The organism is Acinetobacter sp. SFD (assembly GCF_001647575.1).
In the GTDB taxonomy this organism is placed as follows: Bacteria; Pseudomonadota; Gammaproteobacteria; order Pseudomonadales; family Moraxellaceae; genus Acinetobacter; species Acinetobacter pecorum.
The window spans coordinates 1-23,684 of the sequence record NZ_LSZJ01000017.1 but is presented as its reverse complement, the minus strand read 5'-3'; the positions used below and the strand labels follow the sequence as shown (position 1 = coordinate 23,684).

Genomic DNA, 23,684 nt, shown 5'->3' with positions numbered 1-23,684 from the left:
CTGTCACGACGTTGCTGACGCAAGAAACCGCCACGGCGTGCAGCCATCGGCTTGTCCTGCATACGTTCATTACGGCGTTTTGCCATACCAAACAAGCCAGTACCTTGACGTGGTTTCAATTCCACTGATTTGGTCAGGTTGTCGATATCATTTTTATCCAGTTCAATCCAGCGACCGGTACGCAGTTCGCGTGGCAAAATCACGCTACCATAACGGGTACGCAGTAGACGGCTGACTTTCAGGCCTTGTGATTCAAAGATACGACGAACTTCACGGTTACGCCCTTCTTTTACCACCACCTGATACCAGCGGTTGATCCCGTCACCGCCAAGTTCAGAGAAAGATTCAAATTTCGCAGGACCATCATCCAGCACTACGCCTTTCAACATGTTATTTTTCAGTTGTGGTGTTACTTCGCCCATGACACGAACCGCATATTCACGTTCGATTTCATTCGATGGGTGCATCAGACGATTCGCAAGTTCGCCATCATTGGTAAACAGTAGCAGACCGGTCGAGTTAATATCCAGACGACCCACCATTACCCAGCGATCGCCCGGAATAGCAGGCAGTTGTTCAAACACAGTCGGACGGTTTTCAGGATCGCTACGTGAGCAGATTTCGCCTTCAGGTTTGTAATAAATAATGACACGACGACGGATTTCGTCTTCAATCTGGAACGCAACTTTACGACCATCGATGCGAAGCTCATCACCTGGTTCGATTCGTTCACCCACTTGGGCAATTTGCCCATTGACACTTACACGACCTGCGGCAATGACTTCTTCCATATAACGGCGAGAACCCAAACCAACGCGTGCAAGCACCTTTTGCAACTTTTCACTCATGACAGCATAACCTTAGAAATAATTATCAACAGTTCACCTATTTATGACTTCGGTGCATTTGCATCGAGGGCCATAAAAGCTTCCTTGGCATCCTGCAGGGGAGGCAATTGGCCCAAACTATTCAGGCCAAACGCATTTAAAAATTGTGGCGTTGTCATTAACAACGCAGGTCTTCCAGGGAGTTCACGAAATCCGGACTCTTTAATCCAGTTCCAGTCAAACAGCGTACGCAGGTTTTGACTGTTATTCGTAACACCACGAATCTGTTCAATATCCGCTCGAGTCACAGGCTGATGATAAGCAATCACTGCAAGCGTCTCCAGTAAGGAAGGCGACAAGCGAGCCGGTCGTTCAGGCCAGGTCTGTGCAATAATATTACGATATTTTGCACGTACTTGAAAACGATAACCTTGTGCTGTTTCCACCAGTTCAATTGAGCGGCCATGCATCAGCATGGAAAGCTGTTGTAAATACTGACGTAATTCCTGTTTGCTATAACGATCCTGAAAAGCTTCTTTCAGACGAGCCAATGAAACCGCAGTGTCGCTGGCAAAAATAATTGCCTCAAGCTGCATCAGGACTTCATGCAGATTATCTTCTGCAGATAACAGCATATTCTGATTGGGTGTCATTGGTTGGCTCCTTGAATCGCGAGCGGGGCTTCAATACCTGTAGCAATAATCTGAATTTTTTGTTGCCGGGTTAGTTCCAGCACTGCCATAAAGGTGACCACCATACCCATACGGCCTTGGCTCGGTTTTAACAAGTCCTTAAAGCTGAGTACTGCGCCAGTTTCAATACAACTTTCAATATAGGCAATCCGTTCTTCCAGCAGTACCGGTTCCTGTTGTACCTGATGAATCACCGGTTCAGGACGGTTAAATATACAAAGCAAGGCATCACGCAGTAAATCGCTTGAATAGCCCTCATTCGGCTGCTGGATGTCTCCCAGATTGACATTGGCGGTAAAGGTGTCACGTTCCAGAATCGGCATCTGGCCCAGACGTTCTGCTGCCTGTTTAATTCTTAAATAATTTTCTAAACGGTCAATCAGTTCTTGTTTTGGATCTTGTTCAATTGCAGCCAGACTTTTCGGTTTAGGTAATAGCAAACGTGATTTCAGATCTGCCAGTAATGCGGCCATCACCATATAGTCTGCTGTCAGTTCGATATTCAGGGATTTCATTGCGTCCATGTAAGACAAGTACTGGGCTGCAATCGGTGCAATATCGACTTGTAACAGGTCAAAACCGTTTTTTTGAATCAGGTAAATTAAAAAGTCGAGCGGGCCTTCAAAATGTTCTAATAAAATTTCAAATGCTGCTGGAGGAATATACAGATCCTCCGGGATTGTCTCCTGCCATTCATCCAGAACCCGAATGTGCGGAGCAGATTCCCTAATGTTATGGATAATTTGAGTCATTACAATTATAGGCCACGCGAATTTTCAAAGGCATGCAAAGGCTTGATTTTCGGTATCTGATCGAAACAAAAGCACAGGATTTAGCAGTGGCATTGTACTGGAAAAGTAACTTTAAATAAATTAAATAAACACTCAAAGCAATAAAAACTTAAAAAAATAATGGAATTTAACTGCTCTTTAAAAAAAGCATAGAACAAAAGACCGAGTACGTCAGAAAATATACGATGATCTTCATGTTAATACGAGTTTAAAAATTAAGAGACCGAAGGATAAACATCGGTTGATGCATGCAAAAAGCTGGATAAAGGCTGTCCTTCTTACTGAAAAGAGAAAGTGATTTAGTGGATAGGCGCTGAATGAATTCTAAACGGATTTTCCATTAAGAAACATGAAATTAATAAATATTAATAAAATGCACTTCTATAATTTTTGGTCAAAAACTTCGCTATACTGCTGAAAAAATAGTCGAAGCTCACAAAAAATATTAAAAAGGTGAAGAAAGTATGCCTCTTATTTTGCTTGTTATTGGAATGATCGCATTCGGGGGATTTTGGGCTTATCCCAAATATCAGATTATGCAGCTTGAAGATGAAGCACGCACAGGACTGAAATCAGGGGGATTCTCGGCTTTTGCCGAACGGGCCCAGCCTGTCATGCAGGCCATGAAAATGGATTTTAGCATCCTTGACCAATATCCTCAGATCCGTTTTTATATGCGGCATATGGCCTATGAAGGGGACCAGCTAGACGAAAGGGTTAAGCTGGATATGCAAGCCATGTCTTGTGAGTCAATCAATTCCTTTAAAGTCATGGAACCCAAGGCACGTACAGCAATGCTAAACGTACTGGAGGAAGATCAGATCGTTTTTCATGTGTATCTGAAAAATAAACTGGGCGAGGAACTCATGCACCATGAACAGAAGCTATCGCAATGCCCAAATTTCATTGCAGTTCGTCATTATGAACGTTCAGATACCTAAACTGTTTTCGGCAGCTCCTGCATACCTGTTAAATTGAAAAAAGTAGAACCAAAACCTTTCACCCTAAGCTGTTTTTATATTTTCAGGGCCGTAAGTAACTTTGTTCCTTGGTTGCAAACTCAATGAGACGCTGATAAGTCTCTGCCAGGCATACGTTCTGGCTTGAATAGATCTGCAACAACTGTCTCAATAGAGCCAACGTCAGGAAAAATTGGTACTCAGTATGATCAATATTTACAGTGGGATGGGGAGAAGAATGTGCTTCGACCATGACTGCCTTGGATTGTAGAGTCCAAGGCATTTCAGCGTAGATCAGATCCTGTGCAGAAAATTCATGCTGATTTAGCAGGAGATAAAATAGATCCATGCATTCGAACTCTCTCAATACTGAAGGACAATTTTCGCATTTTTCATTTAACGACTATTCAAATGCACTCACATCACCGACACCCCGACGGATCACTTCTGGATGATCACCGGATAAATCTACAATAGAAGTTGTGCTCAGCGTGCCTAAGCCGCTATCTATAAAAACATCAATGCGTTTGCCCAGCTGCATTTCAATGTCATAAGGATCGTCAAGTGGATCGGTCTGTCCCGGTAAAATCAGGGTAGAGGTCAACAGCGGCTCACCCAGTTCTTTGAGCAGCATCTGGCATACCGGATTATTCGGAATGCGCAGACCAATGGTTTTCTTTTTGGGATGCATCAACCGACGCGGGACTTCACTGGTCGCAGGTAAAATAAAGGTCGTGACTGCCGGTGTATTATTTTTCAGCAAACGGTACATGGCATTGTCCACTTTGGCATAGGTGGCAATATCGGACAAATCACAGCACAGAATCGCATATTGATGCTTTGGACCCAGACCACGAATCTGCGCAATCCGTTCCATGGCACTCTTGTTCCCGATCTGGCAACCAATCGCATAGGCCGCATCAGTGGGATAGACCACAACATCACCCGCACGGATACGTTCCACTGCCTGACTGATTAAGCGGGGTTGTGGATTATCTGGGTGTACGCGTAAATGCAGCATAGAGACTACTCCAAGCTTGGACTGATGGCTTATTATGTGGCGCTTGAGTCATGTCTGACAATCATTAAAAAGGTAGATTTGTGTAATTTAATCAAGCATTTCACGTATAAATTCATCAGATTGTAAACTTTTACCACCTCTGGTACAGGCACAGATACATTGGATAAAGCGCATTGCATCACGTGGAAGCTTGGCCGTGCCGTTGAAATAAGCCTGCACCTGGGCGTAGACATTGTCTTTAAAGCCCTTGCCATCCCCACCGTCGCCAGTCAGATTATCCAAAGATACCCGGAACTTACGGCCAAAAGCCTGGGCAAACATCCATTCAATCGCCTGTGGCTTGACTTCGACCTGTTCAAATAACGCCTGCTGTTCCTGGGTACGCCCATCTGGCGCATACCAGTAGCCCAGATCTGGCAACAGGCGGCGTTTGTCTCCGGCAATGGTCCAGTGACTGATTTCATGCAAGGCACTATTAAAGAAACCGTGTGCAAACTGGATCCGGGCAGGAGCATCCTGGGTTGCCGGGAAATATTCTGGTTCAAAATCGCCGCAGACTAAAGTGACATTTAGGTGGGAAAACCAGTGATTAAAGTGTAAGATGAGCCAATCAACCTGCTGCACTTCTGATAATAAATTCGCCCACGGTAAGCGTTGCACTTGCTGTAGTGAGCTGTCAGAATCGGAGGTTGAAAGTGTGCTAACGAGTGATGAAATATTCACTTCTGTTTGCGGCTGCAACAGATGCATGACTGAAATTACCCAATTGGTCTGTCTAAAAATAAGTACAAAATTGTATCTTAATCTTTGACAGAGTTCTGATGAATTTGTAGAATTGCCGCCTTAATTATGTCAGCAAATACCTTTCCGGCACAGATTGAGCCGTTTAAATGGGCTGAACAGGGCTTTACATGGTCAGGTACCCTGCCATTGTCTCGCTTTGTTCGTATCGCTCGTGAAGCTGTTGGATCAATTGATGATCAATTGATTAACATAGACTGTAAGCTATCAATGGATGCCTATCATCGCATTGCATGGCTAGATGGTCATGTTGAAACGAAAGTTCCAATGGAATGCCAGCGTTGTCTGGAAACCGTTGAAATTGAACTCGTTGCAGATTTTCATCTGGCTCTTGTAGATGATGAGTCACTGATAGAGCGCTTGGATGAGGATGCTGATTTCATCGTCTTAGGTGAAAGTGAAGCAACGACGAAAGGTTCATATGATGCACCTGCCACCGCTGATTTACTCGCACTGATAGAAGATGAATTGTTATTGTTGATGCCGCTGTCTCCTAAGCATGATGCTTGCGAACATAAGCATCAACCTGCCGTAGAAGAAGTTGTTGAAGAAAAACGGGATAATCCGTTTGAAGTTTTGGCAGCTCTGAAGGGTAAACTTAACTAATTTTTGTGTTATACTCATATGTATAAGACAATCGAATTTGTTCTGATCCATTTTTTCGATATTTGTAAGGAGCCATCATGGCCGTTCAGCAAAACCGTAAAAGTCGCTCTCGCCGTGACATGCGCCGTTCACATGACGCTTTAACTGAGAATGCATTAACTGTAGACCAAGCTACTGGTGAAACTCATCGTCGTCACCACGTATCTAAAGATGGTATCTACCGTGGTCGTCAATTATTCGCTAAAGCATCTGCTGAATAATTGATGATGTATTAAGCGTTAAAGCTTAGTAGAAAAAATGGGAGCGTTAAGCTCCCTTTTTTTATGGCTGCTTTCTATGTCTAAGTTTTGCATGCTTAATATTGAAGTTGCGGTTTTTGTTGTATTTGGCAATTACCCAAGCCGAAATTACGTGCTAAATTGCGCTCCACAATGGGTAGGGTGATCTGATTGGCCAATTCTTTGGCTTGCTTAACAGATTCGCACCTCTTGAATGAAAGGATTTTATTTATGTCTGCTAAACAACTCGAACAAGCAGCTCAAGCAACTAAAACTGCATTTGTATTCCCAGGTCAGGGTTCACAAAAAGTCGGCATGCTCGCTGAACTTGCAGAACAGTTTAGTGGTATCCGCGATACATTTGCCGAGGCATCTGCAGCGGTGGGCTTTGATCTGTGGCAGATCGCCCAAAGTGGTGAAGGTCTGAATCAAACCGAATTTACTCAACCTGTACTCTTAACTGCATCAATTGCCTTATGGCGTGTATGGTTGGAGTTAGGCGGGGTGGCACCAAAATACATGGCTGGTCATTCACTGGGTGAATACAGCGCACTGGTTGCATCCGGTGCTTTAAGCCTGGGTGATGCAGTTAAGCTGGTGAACCTGCGTGGTAAGCTGATGCAAACTGCTGTACCTCAAGGTGTCGGTGCAATGGCAGCCATTCTAGGCTTGGATGACGCCAAAGTGATTGAGCTTTGTGCGAAAGCGACTGAAGCAGGTGAAGGTTCAGTGGAAGCAGCGAACTATAATGCACAAGGCCAAGTTGTGGTTGCAGGGAATAAAGAACGTGTAGAAGCTGTTATGGTACTGGCCAAGGAAAATGGCGCTAAAGCCATTGCGCTGCCTGTTTCAGTTCCTTCGCACTGTTCACTAATGAAACCTGCTGCCGAGCAGTTCGCGCCAGCTTTGGAACAAACGGCCATTGAGATGCCACGTATACCTGTATTACAAAATGTAGGTGCGAAAGCGGCGGCTGATGTGACTGAACTTCGTCAGGCCTTAACGGCGCAGCTATATGAGTCAGTACAGTGGACTAAAACACTACAATTCCTTCAAAATGAAGGAATTGAGTATATTGTAGAATGCGGCCCAGGTAATGTATTGGCGAATATGGCAAAACGTTTACCAAATATTGAAAAAGCACTTCCACTGGACACCAAATCTCGTCTGGAAGATGCGCTTAACACCGTACTGGTGGCAGAAGGGAAAATTGCATGACACAGGAACGTAAAGTTGCCTTGATAACAGGTGCGAGTCGCGGCATTGGTGCTGCAATTGCACAACAACTCATTCAGGACGGTTATTTTGTCGTCGGTACTGCGACTTCTGAAGCTGGTGCAGAAAAATTAACTGCACAGTTTGCTGAAAATGGTGCCGGTAAAGTTTTAGATGTGCGTGATGGTGCTGCAATTGATGCACTGGTGAGTGATATCGAGCAAAACTATGGTCCGGTACTGGTATTGGTGAATAATGCCGGGATTACCAAAGATAACCTGTTACTGCGCATGTCAGAAGATGACTGGGATGATATTTTAAATATTCACCTGAAGGCCGTTTACCGTTTATCTAAACGTGTACTGAAAGGCATGACCAAGGCGCGTTTCGGCCGCATTATCAATATCAGTTCTGTGGTGGCACACTTTGCCAACCCGGGGCAGGCCAACTATTCTGCTGCCAAAGCAGGTATTGAGGCATTTAGCCGCAGCCTGGCCAAAGAAATGGGTAGTCGTCAGATTACGGTAAACTCGGTGGCGCCAGGATTTATTGCGACTGAAATGACTGAGCAGTTAAGTGAAGATATTCGTAAAAAGATGACTGAACAGGTGGCTTTAAACCGTTTGGGTAATCCGCAGGATATTGCCAATGCCGTAAGTTTCTTGGCTTCGGATAAAGCCAGTTACATTACTGGTACAGTTATTCATGTAAATGGGGGCTTATACATGAGCTAAGCTCAAGTATAAACTTTCCAAATTTTTTAGATTCAATTAAACTAACGGCATTAAAAACGCCACAAGCAATGAGGAGAATTCCTGTGAGCGATATCGAACAACGCGTTAAGCAAGCGGTTGCAGAACAACTTGGTATCAAAATCGAAGAGATTAAAAACGAAGCATCTTTCATGGATGACTTGGGTGCTGACTCTCTAGACTTAGTTGAACTTGTTATGTCTTTCGAAAATGACTTCGACATCACGATTCCTGATGAAGATTCTAACGAAATCACAACTGTTCAATCTGCTATTGACTATGTAACTAAAAAACTTGGTTAATTGCTGATTTTCAGCTTTGCTGAACCTAAAGACCACCGTAAGGTGGTTTTTTTGTGTCCGCTTTTCACATGAATAAAGGTTTTACAATCCATTACCTTTATGTCACCAATGATTAACTATCTTTGGGCTCTTTTCATTATAAAAATAGGAGTGATGTGACATTAACAACAAGAACGGAGTTCACCATGGGTCTTTTTGATTTCGTAAAAGGTATCGGTAAAAAAAATACGGCTGCTGCAGAACCACAGCAAACTCCGGCAGCGACGCAGCAGGCACCTAAAGCCGCACCTGCAGAGCCTTCTGCCCAGGAAATGGCAAACAAGCTATTGGGCCATGTCAAAAGTTTAGGCTTGCCGATCACAGGTTTGTCGATTAGCTATAACTCGACCTCTGATCTGGCCACCGTGCGCGGACAGGTAAAAAGTCAGGCCGATCGTGAAAAGATTATTCTGGCAGTGGGAAATATTGATCATGTAGCCAAAGTAGATGATCAGCTGACTGTGACTAACCCAGAGCCTGAAAGTAAATTCTATACAGTCAAATCTGGCGATACTTTATCTAAAATCTCAAAAGAATTTTATGGTGATGCTAATCAGTATAATAAGATTTTTGAAGCTAATCGTCCCTTGCTTAAAAATGCGGATGATATTTTCCCTGGGCAGGTACTGCGTATTCCTGCTTAAGGATCAATAAAATCAATGAATTTTCGAACATAAAGCCCCTTCCGGGGCTTTAACGTTTTTGCAGGCAGATTAATAAAGTTAAGGTATTAAATCCCTAAGTCCAGATATAAACTTTCTTTGACTTCTTCCATGACGACATAACTGTGCGAGGAAGCAGAAGCGGGCAGTTTTTTCAGTAAATCCCCCAGTAAACGGCGATAAGCACTCATTTCCTTTAAACGCGCTTTGACCAGATAATCAAAATCACCAGAAATTAAATGACATTCCAGGACTTCTGGAATTTCTGTCAGATTACGAGCCACCTGATCAAATACATCACCTGATTTGGCTGAGAGTTTGATTTCCAGAAATACCAGCAAACTACGCTCCAGCATTTCCGGATTTAAACGGGCGTAATAACCCATAATAATACCTTCACGCTCCAGCCGTTTTACCCGTTCTGAACAGGGTGTGGTTGAAAGATTGACACGTGCTGCCAGCTCGCTAATGGCAATCCGGCCATCGCGTTGCAGGATGTCTAGAATCATGCGATCAATGCGGTCTAATTTGCGCATTAATATTTCCCTCTTTTTTTTAATTCTGCCCGAAAAAATATTTATTCCACTGAATTTATACACTGAATATAGTGAATTTAACTATTAAAGCAAAAATATACTAGTGAAATAACCTGGAAAAATGTTTGAGGATTAAGGTAATGCGCGTATTGGTTTTAGGTAGTGGTGTGATTGGTGTGGCAAGCGCTTACTATCTGGCGCAGCAGGGAGCAACTGTAACTGTGCTGGATCGTCAGGCGGGTCCGGCTCGGGAAACCAGCTTTGGCAATGCTGGACAGATTTCTCCGGGCTACTCGACTCCTTGGGCGGCACCAGGCATTCCTTTTAAGGCGGTCAAATGGATGTTCCAGCATCATGCTCCGTTGGCGATTAATGTCGATGGCAGCCTGTGGCAATTGCAGTGGATGGCACAAATGCTGAAAAACTGTAATGCCCAGCATTATGCAGTCAATAAAGAACGGATGGTGCGTGTGGCTGAATATAGCCGTGACTGTTTACGCAATTTGCGTCGTGATATTGGCATCTCTTATGAAAACCGTGCGAAAGGCACTTTGCAGATTTTCCGTAAAGATGCGCAGCTGGATGCGGTGCAGCGCGATATCGAGGTTCTAAAAGAAACTGGTGTGGAGTTTGAGTTGCTGGATCGTGATGGACTGGCGCGTGTAGAACCGGCATTGGCACAGGCAAAAGACAAACTGGTGGGTGGTCTGCATTTACCCAATGACGAAACGGGCGACTGCTATCTGTTTACCAATGCCTTGGCAGAACATGCCAAAGGGATAGGTGTAGAGTTCAAGTTTAATCAAAACGTTGAAAAACTGATTGTAGAAGGCGACCAGATCAAAGGTGTTCTGGTGAATGGTCAGATGCTTACAGCAGATAAATACGTGCTGGCCTTTGGTAGTTATTCACGTGATTTCCTCAAACCGCTTGAACTGAATTTACCGGTCTATCCGGTGAAAGGTTATTCATTGACGATTCCTATTGTAGATCCAGCCTTCGCTCCACAATCTACCGTGCTGGATGAAACCTATAAAATTGCAATCACCCGTTTCGACCAGCGCATCCGCGTAGGGGGAATGGCTGAACTGAGCGGTTTTAACTTGGGTCTGAATGAAGACCGTCGTGGCACGCTGGAAATGGTGACCCGTGATTTATTCCCTGGGGGGGATATGAATCAGGCCAGCTTCTGGACAGGCCTTCGCCCAATGACTCCGGACAGTACACCAATTATTGGAAAAACCCGTTTTAAAAACCTGTTCCTGAATACCGGACATGGCACGCTGGGCTGGACCATGGCGTGTGGTTCGGGCAAGTTAATCAGCGATCTGGTCTTGGCTCGTGATCCTGAAATCAGTACCGAAGGTCTTTCATTGTCGCGTTATCAGCAGGCGGCCTAAGATCATCTGAGGCACAGTATTCAAGGAGGCGTTTTATGCCACGTCCTATTACCGCGATCATTCATCAGCAGGCGCTTAGGCATAATTTAAGTGTTTCACGCCAATGTATGCCTGACAGCCAGGTATTTGCCGTGGTCAAGGCCAATGCCTATGGACACGGGATTGAGCGTGTTTATACGGCACTTCAGGACGCAGATGGATTTGCCTTTCTGGATATCGGGGAGGGCACGCGGCTACGTGCGCTTGGGTGCAAGAAGCCGCTGCTGTTGCTTGAAGGTATTTTCGCTTTTGAGGATTTATTTGAATGTGCGAAGCATGAAATGAGCTTTGCCATTCATTCTCTGCATCAAGTGCAATGGTTGAAACAGTTTGCTGCAATAGCACCAGATGTACAGTTTGATGTGTATTTAAAAATGAACAGTGGCATGAACCGGCTGGGTTTTGAGCCACAGCAATATGCAGAAATCTGGCAGGAGTTGCATCAGCTGAATACTGTCCGTTCAATCACGCATATGACCCATTTCTCCGATGCGGATGGCGAGCGTTTTGGAGTGGATGGAATTGAACATCAACATTTTATTTTTAATAAAACGATTCAGGGACTTGCGGGTAAAACCTCGCTGAGTAACAGTGCGGCCATTTTGCGGCATCATCAAACCCTTCATTGCGATATTGTACGTAGCGGCATCATGCTGTATGGCAGTTCCCCGGATTATCCTGCACATAGTATTCAAGACTGGAATTTACGTCCTACTATGAGTCTGCGTAGTGAAATTATCGCCATTCAAACAGTACAGGCAGGCGATAGTATTGGCTATGGCTCCAAATTTATTGCCACGCAGCAGATGCGGATCGGAGTGGTGGCCTGTGGCTATGCCGATGGCTATCAGCGGCTATCGGCGACCGGTACGCCTGTGCTGGTGGATTCAGTTAAAACACATACATTGGGCCGGATCAGTATGGATATGCTCGCTGTGGATGTCACTGCACTGCCGCAGGCGGATGTAGGCAGTGAAGTGGTACTTTGGGGGCAATCTTCCGAAGGTGTGCTTTTGCCAATTGATGAGGTGGCGGCCAGTTCTGGCACGATCGGCTATGAGCTCATGTGTGCGGTAACCGCCCGGGTTAATTTTCAGATTGATGCTTAAATTTTTAATCTAATTTTTTATTTCATATCCCAAACAAGGAAGATCAACATGACACAGGACAATACAGCTATTCAGCGGCTCAAGAGCAATGGAATTATGAGTGCTGTAACGATTCATCATCAAACCGTGTATTTATCGGGTCAAATACCCGACAGCAGCGATCTGGACATACGCAAACAGACACTGGAAGTGTTCGCCAAGATTGAGGAGTTGCTGGCACTGGCAAATACTGATAAAAGCCGTCTGCTTTCTGCACAGCTATTCGTGAAAAATCTGGACGATTTTCAAACCGTGAATCAGCTTTGGGTGGAATGGCTGCAAGGTCATGGCACGCCCGCACGCGCTACGATTCAGGCGGATCTGGTGAACCCTGACTGGCTGATTGAAATTGCAGTGATAGCAGCATTACCTTGATTTAAAGAATATTTTTACATCTCCCTATTTTGATTTTATAAGGACATCAGACTTGATCATTTAGTTATTTAAATGAAACTGCATCTGCAATCAGGATTTCAGGAAGATATCCGATTAGATGAGCGAAAGTCTGAGCTAAGAAAAGGAACCGATTATGAATACCGCCTCCTCTAAGGATGACGCAGCGTCTGCTCCCCATGAATTGCAGCGTAAGCTCTCTAACCGGCATTTGCAGTTAATCGCCATTGGTGGCGCCATTGGTACAGGCCTGTTTATGGGCTCCGGTAAAACCATTGCATTAGCAGGACCGTCAATCTTATTTATCTATATGATTATTGGTGCAATGTTCTTTTTTCTGATGCGTGCATTAGGCGAAATTTTGCTGTCCAATCTGCACTATAAATCTTTTATTGATATGGCGCATGACCTGATTGGCCCGGGTGCGGGCTATTATATTGGCTGGTCCTATTGGCTAGGCTGGATTCTGGTGGGTATTGCGGATCTGGCGGCAATTATCAATTATCTGAATTTCTGGTTGCCACCGGATATGACCTTTACCCCATTGGGGCAGGCGATGATCAGTGCTGGCTGTGTATTGCTGGTACTTGGAATTAACCTGCTGACCGTCAAACTGTTCGGTGAAATTGAGTTCTGGTTTGCCCTGATTAAAATTCTGGCCATTCTGGGCCTGATTGCAATTGGCGGATATATGATTTTCAGCAATTTCCAGACGCCAGATGGATCTGCTGCCAGTCTTAGTAATGTCTGGGCTTATGATGGCATGTTTCCTAAAGGAACTATGGGCTTTCTCGCAGGCTTTCAGATTGCGATGTTTGCCTTCGTAGGGGTAGAGCTGCTCGGTACCATGGCGGCTGAAACCAAGGATCCTGAAAAGAACCTGCCAAAAGCAGTGAATGCGATTCCGACCCGAATTATCCTGTTCTATGTGCTGTCTCTGCTGGTGATTATGTCTGTAACACCATGGGTGGAAATTCCCGCAGATCAAAGTCCTTTCGTGACACTTTTCCTGCATGCAGGGATTCCGGTTTCGGCCATTATCATGAATCTGGTGGTGCTGTCTTCTGTGATGTCATCAATGAATAGCGGAGTATTCTCGACCAGCCGGATGCTCTTTGGCTTGGCTCGTGATTCTCAGGCACCCCAGGCGCTAGCTGAACTTTCGAGTCGTGCGGTTCCAGCCAAAGGCTTGCTGTTTTCCTGTGCCTTTATCATGGCAGGCGCAGCTTTTCAGTATTTCGTACCCAACACCATGGAAGCTTTTACGCTGGCAAGTTCGCTGTGTGTGATCCTGTTTATCAGTATTTGGGGGCTGATTATGGTGTGCTATATCCGTTACCGTAAACAGCAGCCTGAAAAGCATGCAGCTTCTACCTTCAAAATGCCAGGTGGTATTTGGATGTCATATCTTGTACTGATCTTTTTGTTCTTTGCATTGGTTATTTTGAGTCTGGAAGCAGATACCATGAAAGCATTGATGATTAGTCCACTCTGGTTGATTATTCTGTTTGCCACCTACCATATGTTGTATAAACCAAGGATGAAGAAGCGCATCCAGTCTTTAGATATACGGTAACTATGAGTTCAAATAATTAAAAAGAGAGGGGAAGAAACCCCTCTCTTTTTTATGAGGGTCTATTTAAATGGTGATTGAAATTTGAGTTAACCATGAATCATGGATAAAAAATAATTTGAAAAATGAATGCCTGTTTCAGCGGATGCTGAATCTCATAATAAAGGTCTTTTTACAATGACCTGCCTACAATAGAAGCTTATCTCTTAACACTAGAAAAACAGTCTAACAGCCAAAATTTTGCAATGATTAGCTAATCTCTTCAAAGGACAAAGTCCAGAGACTCGAGTAGCTGATGAAGTGCTGCTAAAAAATAAGCATAATCTGGCGCTTGGAGTGAAATCCATAAGAGGTAGAGTTATCTGGAATTATATAATTATTTAATAAAACTAAAAAAATAGAAGATGTAGGAGTAGATATGAATATCTATGTTGAGCATAAAAATGATGGTCTAAAAGAGATCTTGGAAAAATTATTGGATGAAGCTGGCATTCAGGTTAATGGTGACAAGCCTTATGACATACAGGTACATAATGATGATTTTTATAACCGTATCTTACAGCAAGGTTCATTAGGTCTAGGTGAAAGCTATATGGATGGCTGGTGGGACTGTGATCGGCTGGATATTTTATTCTATAAAATTTTACGTGCCAAGTTAGATAAAAAAATACCCTATAATTTAAAAGATATTATTAGAATTGCAATTTCTCGAATTCAAAATTTACAGACTCAAAAAAGAGCCTGGCAGGTGGGTGAAGAACATTATGATCTTGGTAATGATCTTTTTAATCATATGCTTGATCCATATATGCAATATTCTTGTGCCTACTGGAAAAATGCCGATAACCTTTTTCAAGCCCAGCAACAAAAACTCGATTTGATCTGTCGCAAACTTGACTTGCAGCCAGGTATGCGATTGCTGGATATTGGCTGCGGATGGGGTGGGTTAGCCGAATATGCGGCCAAAAATTATCAAGTTTCTGTAGTAGGTATTACCATTTCTAAAGAACAACAAAAACTAGCCGTTGAGCGATGTAAAGGACTTGATGTTGAAATCTTGCTTATGGATTATCGTAACTTAAATGAGAGATTCGATCGTATTGCATCTATAGGCATGTTTGAGCATGTAGGATTGAAAAATTACGATACCTATTTTCAAGTCGTACAACGTAATTTAAATGCAGATGGATTGTTTTTATTGCATACCATTGGTTCTAATACCATAAGGAAGGGAGCTGATCCATGGATAACGAAATATATCTTCCCGAATGGTTATATACCCTCAATTGAAAAAATTGCTCATTTTAGTAGTGGCAAATTTATTATGGAAGATTGGCATAATTTTGGTACCGATTATGACTTAACACTTCGGGCCTGGTCGGAAAGATTCCTTCAAGCGTGGCCAGAAATTGAAGCCAATTATAGTGCTCGCTTTAAAAGAATGTTTAATTATTATTTAAATGCCTGTGCTGGTGCATTTCGAGCACGAGAATTACAATTATGGCAAATCGTATTCAGTCCAAATGGTTTAGAAGGGGAAGTTCGAATTGCACGTTAGAGTATGAGATTAACCGTGATTTACGGATTGGAATTTTTCTTTAAAGTCATCTGGAAGGTTTCTGCTTTTTTACGCTGCTTAAGATTAATTTAAAGTGATTTTTAGGCATTCTCTCCGTATTTCTCAGTTAGAAAAGTAGGATTTATTAGATGCTTGCTTGGGGCTTATAGGAAATTCGGCTTAAGCAGGATTTTGAAGTATTGAATAAAAAAAGATTTAAAAAAAACCTCCAATAGGAGGTTTTTTTTTAAATTGAATACATTAAAACTGCGGTTTCACCACAACCAGAATGACCACGGCAAATAAGATCAGGGTAGGCATCTCATTAAAATAACGCCAGAACTTGTGCGACTTGTAATGTGCATTATCAATCAGCTTCTTGCGGTAATAACCACATACCAGATGGTAAATCACCAGTAAACCGACCAGACCTACTTTCAGATAAAACCATAAAGCTTCATGGTAATGCTGCGTTGCATCCCCCCAATCCACCAGAAAGTGCGCCGTAATCAGAGTGGCCAGCATGGCCGGCCACATGATGCCACGATACAATTTACGTTCCATGACTTCAAAGCGTTGATGACTCACGGCATCTTCACTCATGGCATGGTAGACATACAGCCGTGGCAAGTAGAACAAAGCTGCGAACCAGCATACCACCGCAATAATATGTAATGCTTTTACCCACAAGAAAGCATCAGAAGGAGCATCCATCAAGTCACCCTAAATTGGGCAGCTCAGCCTTCCCATTTTTTGAAAATGAGACAAGCATTTACGCCGCCGAAACCGAAACTGTTACTCATTACAGTATTCAATTTTGCGTCACGTTTTTCAAGCACGATATCAAACGGTTTCGCGCCTTCATCTAGCTCAGTTACATTGATATTTGGCGCAATAAAGTCATTTTGCATCATTAGAACCGAATAAATCGCTTCCTGAACACCAGCAGCACCAAGACTGTGACCCGTCATTGACTTGGTTGAGCTGAGTGGAGGAACCTGACCTTCACCGAAAGCACGTTCCATCGCTTTAAGTTCTGTAATGTCACCCGCTGGAGTAGAAGTACCATGTGTATTCACATAGTCAATTTTATCGACACCGTGTTGTTTTGCTTCTTCTAAAGCCATCAGTACGCAACGCGTTGCACCTTCACCACTTGGTGCAACCATGTCGGCACCATCCGAATTGGCTGCATAGCCTACGACTTCGGCAAGAATATTAGCACCACGCGCTTGCGCATGTTCCAACGACTCGAGCACCACGAAACCACCACCACCGGCAATCACGAAACCGTCACGGTCTGCAGAATAAGGGCGTGAGGCTGTTTCCGGGCTATCATTGTATTTAGAGCAAAGTGCGCCCATGGCATCAAACAACAAGCTTTGTGACCAGTGATCTTCTTCACCGCCACCTGCCAGCATTAAATCTTGTTTGCCGAGTTGAATCAGGTTGTAGGCATAACCAATCGCATCCGCAGAGGTTGCACATGCGCTGGTAATGGTATGCGCTACACCTTGCAGTTTAAAAGCGACACCCACGTTCGCCGTAATGGTGTTGGTCATATTGCGTGGTACAAAGAAGGGACCGACTTTACGCGCACCTTTGGTTTGCAATAATTCGTTCATTTCAATAACGGAAGCAGTTGAACCGCCACCTGAACCACCCGCGATACCATAGCGTGGGTTGCCAGCTAGATCTTCAGCCTTTAAACCTGCATGTTCAACCGCAGCAAGAGCTGAGTTATATGCATACATCGCACATACACCCATAAAGCGTTTCAGTTTGCGGTCGATCCCGTCAAAATCCTGCTCGGCTGCAGCACTAACATGACTTTTGAAATTGAGTTCAGCATAAGTCGGATTAAAACGTGTTCCTGAAATCCCGTTTTGTAAAGAATGGTTTACATCCTCTAATGTATTACCAATACACGAGTTAATACCCATGCCAGTGATGACAACACGTTTCATCTACAGATCCTTATAGTTTAGCTCTATGCTCAACGGCAGATACAGGGGCTTTTAAATCGCCCAATCCAGCGCTCAGCCTTAATTTCATGATGGGGAACATGATAGCAGAAAGACTTTTGAAATCTTATGGCAAATGTTATGCCGTGTGACAGTCGGTTGACTTTGTGAGTCGGCGTGTACGGGTTTTACTAAATGAAACAGAATAAAGTTGAGATAAATGCTGACTACACCTAGTATTTATACCAAATACAAGCACATGAATGCTGAGGTAAAAAATGGTAAATGCTAATAATAAACAATCTAATGGTCTGATTTCGAATGCCTTTGGAGTGGCGAAAAAGTTCAGTTCAACTGGATTGGATTTATTGAATCATGTTGCACCGGATTCAGTGACTAAAGCACTGAAGCCTTCAGGCTCTGATCAGGTGATTGACGGTTCAGCAAAGGTGAAAAGTGTTTTTTCCTCAAAAAAATATGACAATCCTCAGCAAATGCTCCGTGAACATCTTCCCAATGTATCCCGTCAACTTCTCGGGAACCGTTTTAATACCGTAAATAATGTTGCACACTTTGTGGCGCCAGATCTGACCGAAAAAGTATCGAATTATTTTTATGAGCGTCTGAATCAATTCAGTAATCAAACCAGTTCGGTCGATGCCATTCTTGATGAGGCTGGAGTGAAAGATTTGGAGGAACTCACTCAGGATGTTGATCGTTCCAAACGGATTTCTCAAGCTTTGGGTGAGCAAAATAAATGGATTGCAACTGTACAGGGGGCGGTCAGTGGTGCTTCAGGGGTGATTGGTACTGCGATCGATATTCCGGCTTCTTTACTTATGGCATTACGTACCATCTATCAAGTTGGTCGTTCTTATGGTTTTGACTTGAGTAAAGAGGAAGACCAGGAAATCGTCCAGCATATCTTTAAACAGATCGACCTCGGTCTGATTGCAGAAAAGCAAACTTTGTTGTTGGGTTTAAAAGCGTTAAGTAATACCCTTAAAAGTCATGATATTTCCCAGTTACAGGCGATGCTAGGTTCTGGTAACGATATCAGCGTTATTAAGCAATGGCTCAGTCGTCATGAGGGAGAAGCGAAATGGCAATGGATGAATCATCTGCCGAAAAGTTCGATTCTGGAGCAGTTAACTAGGCTGACTCCTCTGGCAAGTGCAGGTATTGGTGCTGTATATAGTCATCGCTTTGTTGAGGACGTGAATCAGAAAGCTCAGGAAGCATTTTCCCATGCTCGTCAATATCTGATTCAGCACCAGGATTCACAACTTTCACCTTATGCTGCCTATAAGAAAGCAGTCAATTTGTTGCAACAGGCGAGTCCTAAGCTGCTAGAAAGTAATTCTCCGTCGGTTGAAGCTCCAAAAGATAAGCCAATCATGGATAAAGAGATTCCACTTGAGGGTAATAGCACGATCAGTCAGGTTAAACTGGTCAAAAAAGAACAGAATGATTTAAGCGCTCAAGATGCTGAAGTGAAGAAAGATGAAAAAGTTAGTGAAGGGCTGGAAGCGCTCAACGATGAATTGGTTGAACCTGCCGCAGACAAGCAGTCACAGCAACCGGCTTTAACTAAAACTTCATTTAATCCGGAAATTGAGGCTGAACTGCATCCAGATGCGGCTGCCGAGACAGAATCTGCTGCAGAAACTCCAGAGCTTGAGGCAGATAATCAGGACAAATCAGACCCTCAATCTGAAGTCCAAAATGTTACAAAAAAAACTGGAAAAAATTCGAAAAAATAAGCGGATTTTAATCAAGCTATAAAAGCAAGCAATGTCGTGAGAATCGGCATTTGCTTGACTTGATTAGGTTGACCAATTTTGCATCTTGACTTACAATTGCATGCCCTCAAAAAGTAGTAGTTTTTTGGGGCTTTTTATTAACGGGAGAATTGCCACATGGCAACAACAAATCAGTTGATCCGCAAGGGTCGTACGACTTTAGTTGAAAAATCTAAAGTTCCTGCGTTGAAGGCTTGTCCACAGCGTCGTGGTGTTTGTACACGTGTTTACACAACTACACCTAAAAAACCTAACTCAGCAATGCGTAAAGTTTGCCGTGTTCGCTTAACTTCAGGTTTCGAAGTTTCTAGCTACATCGGTGGTGAAGGTCATAACCTTCAAGAGCACAGTGTTGTTCTTATCCGTGGTGGTCGTGTTAAAGATTTACCAGGTGTACGTTACCATACCGTTCGTGGTTCTTTAGACTGTGCTGGTGTTAAAGATCGTAACCAAGCTCGTTCTAAATACGGTACTAAACGTCCTAAGAAATAATCTTTCAAGATCAAATTCTTAGTTCGCTAGAACTGCAATCCTTTATCGTCTCGCTTGTCTGATTTCTGCATTTAATTTTGTGAAATTCAAGCGACGTGTAGTAAGGCCAGCGAAAGCACATGACACTTTGTGCTACTGCTGGATAAACCTGAAGTGTCATATTTATAGGTAGTTTTAAAATGCCAAGACGTCGCGTAGTCGCTGCTCGTGAAATCCTTCCGGATCCTAAGTTCAGCAGCCAAACAATCGCTAAATTCATGAACCACGTAATGCAAGATGGTAAAAAATCTATTGCTGAAAGTATCGTTTACGGTGCTTTAGACCGCGTTCAAGAAAAATCTAAAGTAGACCCGGTTGAATTCTTTGAAGCTACGCTTGAAAAAGTTCGTCCTATGGTCGAAGTTAAAGCACGCCGTGTTGGTGGTGCTACATACCAAGTTCCTATGGAAGTACGCCCATCCCGTCGTACTGCTCTAGCGATGCGTTGGTTAGTAGATGCTGCTGCTAAGCGTTCTGAAAAAACTATGGCTTTACGTCTTGCTGGCGAGTTGCTTGATGCATCTGAAGGTAAAGGCGCAGCGGTTAAAAAACGTGAAGATGTGCACCGTATGGCTGAAGCCAACAAAGCATTCTCTCACTACCGTTTCTAAGCAAATAAAACAGGCCCTTATCAGGACAGTGATGGTTTGGGTTTTACCCAGACTGTCATCAAAACGCTTTAAGTTGCTAGCAGCTTAAAGCGTCCTGTTTTAAACAACAAAATTTAGGAATGCAAGAGATCATGGCTCGTCAAACCCCAATTTCTCGTTACCGTAACATTGGTATCTCGGCTCACATTGATGCTGGTAAAACCACAACTTCAGAACGTATTTTGTTCTACACAGGTGTATCTCACAAACTTGGTGAAGTACATGATGGTGCAGCAACAATGGACTGGATGGAACAAGAGCAAGAACGTGGTATTACAATCACTTCAGCTGCTACAACTTGTTTCTGGTCTGGTATGGCTAAACAGTTCCCAGAACACCGTATCAACGTAATTGATACCCCGGGACACGTAGACTTCACAATCGAAGTTGAACGTTCTATGCGTGTTCTTGATGGTGCATGTATGGTTTACTGTGCTGTAGGTGGTGTTCAACCTCAGTCTGAAACTGTATGGCGTCAAGCAAATAAATACCAAGTGCCTCGTTTAGCATTCGTGAACAAGATGGACCGTACTGGTGCAAACTTCTTCCGTGTTGTTGAACAAATGAAAACACGTCTTGGTGCACACCCTGTACCAGTTGTTATTCCAGTTGGTGCAGAAGAAAACTTCCAGGGTGTTGTTGACCTAATCGAAATGAAAGCGATTATCTGGGATGAAGCATCTCAAGGTATGAAGTTCGAATATGGCGACATCCCTGCTGACCTTGTTGATACGGCTAATGAATGGCGTACTAACATGGTTGAGGCTGCGGCTGAAGCATCTGAAGAGTTGATGGACGAATACTTAAACAACGGTGACTTGTCGAAAGAACAAATCATCGCTGGTCTTCGTGCTCAAACTTTGGCTTGTGAAATTCAACCAATGCTTTGTGGTTCGGCGTTCAAGAACAAAGGTGTTCAACGTATGTTGGATGCTGTGATTGACTTCCTGCCATCACCGACTGAAGTTAAAGCGATCGAGGGTATCCTTGATGACAAAGCTGAAACTAAAGCGACTCGTGAAGCATCTGACGAAGCACCGTTCTCTGCGTTAGCGTTCAAAATTATGAACGACAAATTCGTAGGTAACTTAACTTTCGTACGTGTTTATTCTGGTGTTCTTAAACAAGGCGACCCAGTATACAACCCGGTGAAATCTAAACGTGAGCGTATCGGCCGTATCGTGCAAATGCACGCGAACGAACGTCAAGACGTTGACGAAATCCGTGCGGGTGATATCGCAGCATGTGTAGGTCTTAAAGACGTAACTACTGGTGATACACTTTGTGATGAGAAAAACATCATTACTCTTGAGCGTATGGAATTCCCTGAGCCAGTAATTTCTTTAGCTGTAGAGCCTAAGACTAAAGCTGACCAAGAGAAAATGTCTATCGCACTTGGTCGTTTGGCTAAAGAAGATCCATCGTTCCGTGTACGCACTGACGAAGAATCTGGTCAAACAATCATCGCGGGTATGGGTGAGCTTCACCTTGATATCCTTGTTGACCGTATGAAACGTGAATTTAACGTTGAAGCGAACATTGGTAAACCAATGGTTGCTTACCGTGAAACAATCAAAAAGACTGTTGAGCAAGAAGGTAAATTCGTACGTCAAACTGGTGGTAAAGGTAAATTCGGTCACGTATATGTTCGTTTAGAACCTATGGACGTTGAAGAAGCTGGTAAAGACTACGAGTTTGCTGAAGAAGTTGTAGGTGGTGTTGTACCTAAAGAATTCTTCGGTGCGGTTGATAAAGGTATTCAAGAACGCATGAAGAATGGTGTATTGGCTGGTTACCCTGTTGTGGGTATCAAAGCGACACTATTTGATGGTTCTTACCATGATGTCGACTCTGACGAATTATCGTTCAAAATGGCGGGTTCTTATGCCTTCCGTGATGGTTTCATGAAAGCGGATCCTATCCTTCTTGAACCAATCATGAAAGTTGAAGTAGAAACTCCAGAAGACTACATGGGCGATATCATGGGTGACTTAAACCGTCGTCGTGGTATGGTTCAGGGTATGGACGATTTACCTGGTGGTACTAAAGCAATCCGTGCTGAAGTTCCACTGGCTGAGATGTTTGGTTACGCAACTCAAATGCGTTCTATGTCTCAAGGTCGTGCGACTTACTCTATGGAATTTGCTAAATATGCTGAAACTCCACGTAACGTGGCTGAAGGCATTATTTCTAAGTTCCAGTCTGGCGGTAAAAAAGGTGACGACGAGTAATCTTTCGATTACTATAAGCCCAAACTAATTCATAGTTAAAAACCAAGCGCTCATGCAGTGATCCTGCATGATCAGTTCAAAAAGGAAGATCTCATGGCTAAGGCTAAGTTCGAACGTAATAAGCCACACGTTAACGTGGGCACAATTGGTCACGTTGACCATGGTAAAACAACTTTAACAGCTGCGATTGCAACTGTATGTGCGAAGAAATTCGGTGGCGAAGCGAAAGACTACGCTGCAATTGACTCTGCACCAGAAGAAAAAGCACGTGGTATTACCATCAATACTTCTCACGTAGAATACGATTCTCCAACTCGTCACTACGCTCACGTAGACTGCCCGGGCCACGCCGATTATGTTAAAAACATGATTACTGGTGCTGCTCAGATGGATGGCGCGATCCTTGTATGTGCTGCGACTGATGGTCCAATGCCGCAAACTCGTGAACACATCCTGCTTTCTCGTCAGGTAGGTGTACCTTACATCGTTGTATTCTTGAACAAATGCGACCTTGTAGACGACGAAGAGCTGCTTGAGCTGGTTGAAATGGAAGTTCGTGAACTTCTTTCTACTTATGACTTCCCGGGTGATGACACTCCAGTGATCCGTGGTTCTGCTCTTCTTGCACTTAACGGTGATGACAGTCAATACGGCGAGCCAGCAGTAGTTGCGCTTGTTGAAGCTCTTGATACTTATATCCCAGAGCCAGAACGTGCAATTGACCTTCCGTTCCTTATGCCGATTGAAGATGTATTCTCAATCTCTGGTCGTGGTACAGTAGTAACTGGCCGTGTAGAGACTGGTATCGTTAAAGTAGGTGAATCAGTTGAAATCGTTGGTATCCGTGATACACAAACAACGACTGTTACTGGCGTTGAAATGTTCCGTAAACTTCTAGACGAAGGTCGTGCGGG

26 protein-coding genes are annotated in these 23,684 nt (G+C 43.7%); 17 read left to right on the top strand and 9 right to left on the bottom strand.

The genetic code is table 11. The features are described 5' to 3' along the window. The 3 genes from rluB to AY605_RS14045 all read right to left on the bottom strand — a co-directional run. Nucleotides 1-848: 23S rRNA pseudouridine(2605) synthase RluB (gene rluB, locus AY605_RS14055; RefSeq protein WP_064096998.1), on the bottom strand; the 848-nt coding region annotated here is incomplete at its 3' end. A 41-nt stretch (nucleotides 849-889) separates the two neighbouring features. Then, nucleotides 890-1,480, bottom strand: a complete 591-nt coding sequence (scpB, locus tag AY605_RS14050; RefSeq protein WP_064096997.1) for an SMC-Scp complex subunit ScpB — start codon at nucleotides 1,478-1,480, stop codon at nucleotides 890-892. Beyond that, nucleotides 1,477-2,271: a segregation and condensation protein A gene (locus tag AY605_RS14045; RefSeq protein ID WP_064096996.1), complete on the bottom strand. Its 795-nt coding sequence runs from the start codon at nucleotides 2,269-2,271 to the stop codon at nucleotides 1,477-1,479. Before AY605_RS14045 ends, scpB begins: the two co-directional genes overlap by 4 nt. 503 nt (nucleotides 2,272-2,774) lie before the next feature. Here AY605_RS14045 and AY605_RS14040 point away from each other — a divergent pair. After that, a complete protein-coding gene (locus AY605_RS14040) occupies nucleotides 2,775-3,251 on the top strand; it encodes a hypothetical protein (protein ID WP_064096995.1) in 477 nt (158 codons plus the stop codon). Between the two features lie 82 nt (nucleotides 3,252-3,333). On the opposite strand, the gene AY605_RS14035 is transcribed toward AY605_RS14040, so the two are convergent. The 3 genes from AY605_RS14035 to AY605_RS14025 all read right to left on the bottom strand — a co-directional run bounded on the left by AY605_RS14035 (nucleotide 3,334) and on the right by AY605_RS14025 (nucleotide 5,040). Then, entirely contained in the window at nucleotides 3,334-3,618 is a 285-nt protein-coding gene (locus tag AY605_RS14035) for a hypothetical protein (protein WP_064096994.1), read from the bottom strand. Nucleotides 3,619-3,672: 54 nt separating this feature from the next. After that, nucleotides 3,673-4,290: an L-threonylcarbamoyladenylate synthase gene (locus tag AY605_RS14030; RefSeq protein ID WP_064096993.1), complete on the bottom strand. Its 618-nt coding sequence runs from the start codon at nucleotides 4,288-4,290 to the stop codon at nucleotides 3,673-3,675. An 87-nt stretch (nucleotides 4,291-4,377) separates the two neighbouring features. Continuing rightward, the gene (locus AY605_RS14025; protein WP_064096992.1) at nucleotides 4,378-5,040 is read right to left on the bottom strand and encodes an elongation factor P hydroxylase; all 663 of its coding nucleotides are present in this window, start codon (nucleotides 5,038-5,040) and stop codon (nucleotides 4,378-4,380) included. 99 nt (nucleotides 5,041-5,139) lie between these two features. On the opposite strand from AY605_RS14025, the gene AY605_RS14020 reads away from it, so the two are divergent. From AY605_RS14020 to lysM, 6 genes are all read left to right on the top strand, one after another. Then, nucleotides 5,140-5,697, top strand: coding sequence for a YceD family protein (locus AY605_RS14020; RefSeq protein ID WP_064096991.1), 558 nt, complete (start codon nucleotides 5,140-5,142; stop codon nucleotides 5,695-5,697). Between the two features lie 77 nt (nucleotides 5,698-5,774). Beyond that, nucleotides 5,775-5,957 carry a 50S ribosomal protein L32 gene (rpmF, locus tag AY605_RS14015; RefSeq protein WP_004279227.1) on the top strand — a complete coding sequence of 61 codons (183 nt, stop codon included), beginning with the start codon at nucleotides 5,775-5,777 and terminating at the stop codon, nucleotides 5,955-5,957. 249 nt (nucleotides 5,958-6,206) lie between these two features. Then, nucleotides 6,207-7,193, top strand: coding sequence for an ACP S-malonyltransferase (gene fabD / locus AY605_RS14010; RefSeq protein WP_064096990.1), 987 nt, complete (start codon nucleotides 6,207-6,209; stop codon nucleotides 7,191-7,193). Further along, entirely contained in the window at nucleotides 7,190-7,924 is a 735-nt protein-coding gene (fabG, locus tag AY605_RS14005; RefSeq protein ID WP_064096989.1) for a 3-oxoacyl-ACP reductase FabG, read from the top strand. Before fabD ends, fabG begins: the two co-directional genes overlap by 4 nt. 83 nt (nucleotides 7,925-8,007) lie before the next feature. Continuing rightward, the gene (acpP, locus tag AY605_RS14000; RefSeq protein ID WP_064096988.1) at nucleotides 8,008-8,244 is read left to right on the top strand and encodes an acyl carrier protein; all 237 of its coding nucleotides are present in this window, start codon (nucleotides 8,008-8,010) and stop codon (nucleotides 8,242-8,244) included. Between the two features lie 185 nt (nucleotides 8,245-8,429). Then, a complete protein-coding gene (gene lysM / locus AY605_RS13995) occupies nucleotides 8,430-8,927 on the top strand; it encodes a peptidoglycan-binding protein LysM (RefSeq protein ID WP_064096987.1) in 498 nt (165 codons plus the stop codon). A gap of 86 nt (nucleotides 8,928-9,013) precedes the next feature. Here lysM and AY605_RS13990 read toward each other — a convergent pair whose 3' ends face one another. Further along, nucleotides 9,014-9,481 carry an Lrp/AsnC ligand binding domain-containing protein gene (locus tag AY605_RS13990; protein WP_004279232.1) on the bottom strand — a complete coding sequence of 156 codons (468 nt, stop codon included), beginning with the start codon at nucleotides 9,479-9,481 and terminating at the stop codon, nucleotides 9,014-9,016. A 140-nt stretch (nucleotides 9,482-9,621) separates the two neighbouring features. Here AY605_RS13990 and AY605_RS13985 point away from each other — a divergent pair, with 140 nt between their 5' ends. The 5 genes from AY605_RS13985 (at nucleotide 9,622) to cfa (ending at nucleotide 15,592) form a co-directional block, all read left to right on the top strand. Next, nucleotides 9,622-10,881 carry a D-amino acid dehydrogenase gene (locus AY605_RS13985; RefSeq protein ID WP_064096986.1) on the top strand — a complete coding sequence of 420 codons (1,260 nt, stop codon included), beginning with the start codon at nucleotides 9,622-9,624 and terminating at the stop codon, nucleotides 10,879-10,881. A 35-nt stretch (nucleotides 10,882-10,916) separates the two neighbouring features. Further along, nucleotides 10,917-12,029, top strand: a complete 1,113-nt coding sequence (gene alr, locus AY605_RS13980) for an alanine racemase (protein WP_064096985.1) — start codon at nucleotides 10,917-10,919, stop codon at nucleotides 12,027-12,029. Nucleotides 12,030-12,077: 48 nt separating this feature from the next. Next, on the top strand, nucleotides 12,078-12,443 hold the full coding sequence (locus AY605_RS13975; RefSeq protein ID WP_064096984.1) for a RidA family protein: 366 nt from the start codon (nucleotides 12,078-12,080) through the stop codon (nucleotides 12,441-12,443). Between the two features lie 154 nt (nucleotides 12,444-12,597). Further along, nucleotides 12,598-14,037, top strand: coding sequence for an amino acid permease (locus AY605_RS13970; RefSeq protein WP_064096983.1), 1,440 nt, complete (start codon nucleotides 12,598-12,600; stop codon nucleotides 14,035-14,037). 415 nt (nucleotides 14,038-14,452) lie between these two features. Further along, nucleotides 14,453-15,592, top strand: a complete 1,140-nt coding sequence (cfa, locus tag AY605_RS13965) for a cyclopropane fatty acyl phospholipid synthase (protein WP_064096982.1) — start codon at nucleotides 14,453-14,455, stop codon at nucleotides 15,590-15,592. A gap of 261 nt (nucleotides 15,593-15,853) precedes the next feature. Here the strand turns inward: cfa and AY605_RS13960 are convergent, their stop codons facing one another. Both AY605_RS13960 and AY605_RS13955 read right to left on the bottom strand, forming a co-directional pair. Further along, nucleotides 15,854-16,306, bottom strand: coding sequence for a CopD family protein (locus tag AY605_RS13960; protein WP_064096981.1), 453 nt, complete (start codon nucleotides 16,304-16,306; stop codon nucleotides 15,854-15,856). A gap of 23 nt (nucleotides 16,307-16,329) precedes the next feature. Then, entirely contained in the window at nucleotides 16,330-17,559 is a 1,230-nt protein-coding gene (locus AY605_RS13955; protein WP_064096980.1) for a beta-ketoacyl synthase N-terminal-like domain-containing protein, read from the bottom strand. 275 nt (nucleotides 17,560-17,834) lie between these two features. Between AY605_RS13955 and AY605_RS13950 the strand changes: the two genes are divergently transcribed. From AY605_RS13950 to AY605_RS13930, 5 genes are all read left to right on the top strand, one after another. Then, nucleotides 17,835-19,319, top strand: a complete 1,485-nt coding sequence (locus AY605_RS13950; protein WP_064096979.1) for an EcsC family protein — start codon at nucleotides 17,835-17,837, stop codon at nucleotides 19,317-19,319. 156 nt (nucleotides 19,320-19,475) lie between these two features. Next, nucleotides 19,476-19,850, top strand: coding sequence for a 30S ribosomal protein S12 (gene rpsL / locus AY605_RS13945; protein ID WP_004783283.1), 375 nt, complete (start codon nucleotides 19,476-19,478; stop codon nucleotides 19,848-19,850). Between the two features lie 179 nt (nucleotides 19,851-20,029). Beyond that, complete coding sequence (gene rpsG, locus AY605_RS13940) at nucleotides 20,030-20,500, top strand: 30S ribosomal protein S7 (RefSeq protein ID WP_064096978.1); 471 nt, start codon at nucleotides 20,030-20,032, stop codon at nucleotides 20,498-20,500. 131 nt (nucleotides 20,501-20,631) lie between these two features. After that, nucleotides 20,632-22,770 (top strand): elongation factor G, encoded by a 2,139-nt coding sequence (gene fusA / locus AY605_RS13935; RefSeq protein WP_064096977.1) that lies wholly within the window; start codon nucleotides 20,632-20,634, stop codon nucleotides 22,768-22,770. 93 nt (nucleotides 22,771-22,863) lie between these two features. After that, on the top strand, nucleotides 22,864-23,684 hold an 821-nt coding region (locus tag AY605_RS13930; protein WP_064097051.1), incomplete at its 3' end, for an elongation factor Tu.

What these genes read in the sequence shown, in the direction of transcription:
- scpB (WP_064096997.1), bottom strand. Translation starts at nt 1,480, where the DNA reads ATGACACCCAATCAGAATATGCTGTTATCTGCAGAAGATAATCTGCAT.
- AY605_RS14045 (WP_064096996.1), bottom strand. Translation starts at nt 2,271, where the DNA reads ATGACTCAAATTATCCATAACATTAGGGAATCTGCTCCGCACATTCGG.
- AY605_RS14040 (WP_064096995.1), top strand. Translation starts at nt 2,775, where the DNA reads ATGCCTCTTATTTTGCTTGTTATTGGAATGATCGCATTCGGGGGATTT.
- AY605_RS14035 (WP_064096994.1), bottom strand. Translation starts at nt 3,618, where the DNA reads ATGGATCTATTTTATCTCCTGCTAAATCAGCATGAATTTTCTGCACAG.
- AY605_RS14030 (WP_064096993.1), bottom strand. Translation starts at nt 4,290, where the DNA reads ATGCTGCATTTACGCGTACACCCAGATAATCCACAACCCCGCTTAATC.
- AY605_RS14025 (WP_064096992.1), bottom strand. Translation starts at nt 5,040, where the DNA reads ATGCATCTGTTGCAGCCGCAAACAGAAGTGAATATTTCATCACTCGTT.
- AY605_RS14020 (WP_064096991.1), top strand. Translation starts at nt 5,140, where the DNA reads ATGTCAGCAAATACCTTTCCGGCACAGATTGAGCCGTTTAAATGGGCT.
- rpmF (WP_004279227.1), top strand. Translation starts at nt 5,775, where the DNA reads ATGGCCGTTCAGCAAAACCGTAAAAGTCGCTCTCGCCGTGACATGCGC.
- fabD (WP_064096990.1), top strand. Translation starts at nt 6,207, where the DNA reads ATGTCTGCTAAACAACTCGAACAAGCAGCTCAAGCAACTAAAACTGCA.
- fabG (WP_064096989.1), top strand. Translation starts at nt 7,190, where the DNA reads ATGACACAGGAACGTAAAGTTGCCTTGATAACAGGTGCGAGTCGCGGC.
- lysM (WP_064096987.1), top strand. Translation starts at nt 8,430, where the DNA reads ATGGGTCTTTTTGATTTCGTAAAAGGTATCGGTAAAAAAAATACGGCT.
- AY605_RS13990 (WP_004279232.1), bottom strand. Translation starts at nt 9,481, where the DNA reads ATGCGCAAATTAGACCGCATTGATCGCATGATTCTAGACATCCTGCAA.
- AY605_RS13985 (WP_064096986.1), top strand. Translation starts at nt 9,622, where the DNA reads ATGCGCGTATTGGTTTTAGGTAGTGGTGTGATTGGTGTGGCAAGCGCT.
- alr (WP_064096985.1), top strand. Translation starts at nt 10,917, where the DNA reads ATGCCACGTCCTATTACCGCGATCATTCATCAGCAGGCGCTTAGGCAT.
- AY605_RS13975 (WP_064096984.1), top strand. Translation starts at nt 12,078, where the DNA reads ATGACACAGGACAATACAGCTATTCAGCGGCTCAAGAGCAATGGAATT.
- AY605_RS13970 (WP_064096983.1), top strand. Translation starts at nt 12,598, where the DNA reads ATGAATACCGCCTCCTCTAAGGATGACGCAGCGTCTGCTCCCCATGAA.
- cfa (WP_064096982.1), top strand. Translation starts at nt 14,453, where the DNA reads ATGAATATCTATGTTGAGCATAAAAATGATGGTCTAAAAGAGATCTTG.
- AY605_RS13960 (WP_064096981.1), bottom strand. Translation starts at nt 16,306, where the DNA reads ATGGATGCTCCTTCTGATGCTTTCTTGTGGGTAAAAGCATTACATATT.
- AY605_RS13955 (WP_064096980.1), bottom strand. Translation starts at nt 17,559, where the DNA reads ATGAAACGTGTTGTCATCACTGGCATGGGTATTAACTCGTGTATTGGT.
- AY605_RS13950 (WP_064096979.1), top strand. Translation starts at nt 17,835, where the DNA reads ATGGTAAATGCTAATAATAAACAATCTAATGGTCTGATTTCGAATGCC.
- rpsL (WP_004783283.1), top strand. Translation starts at nt 19,476, where the DNA reads ATGGCAACAACAAATCAGTTGATCCGCAAGGGTCGTACGACTTTAGTT.
- rpsG (WP_064096978.1), top strand. Translation starts at nt 20,030, where the DNA reads ATGCCAAGACGTCGCGTAGTCGCTGCTCGTGAAATCCTTCCGGATCCT.
- fusA (WP_064096977.1), top strand. Translation starts at nt 20,632, where the DNA reads ATGGCTCGTCAAACCCCAATTTCTCGTTACCGTAACATTGGTATCTCG.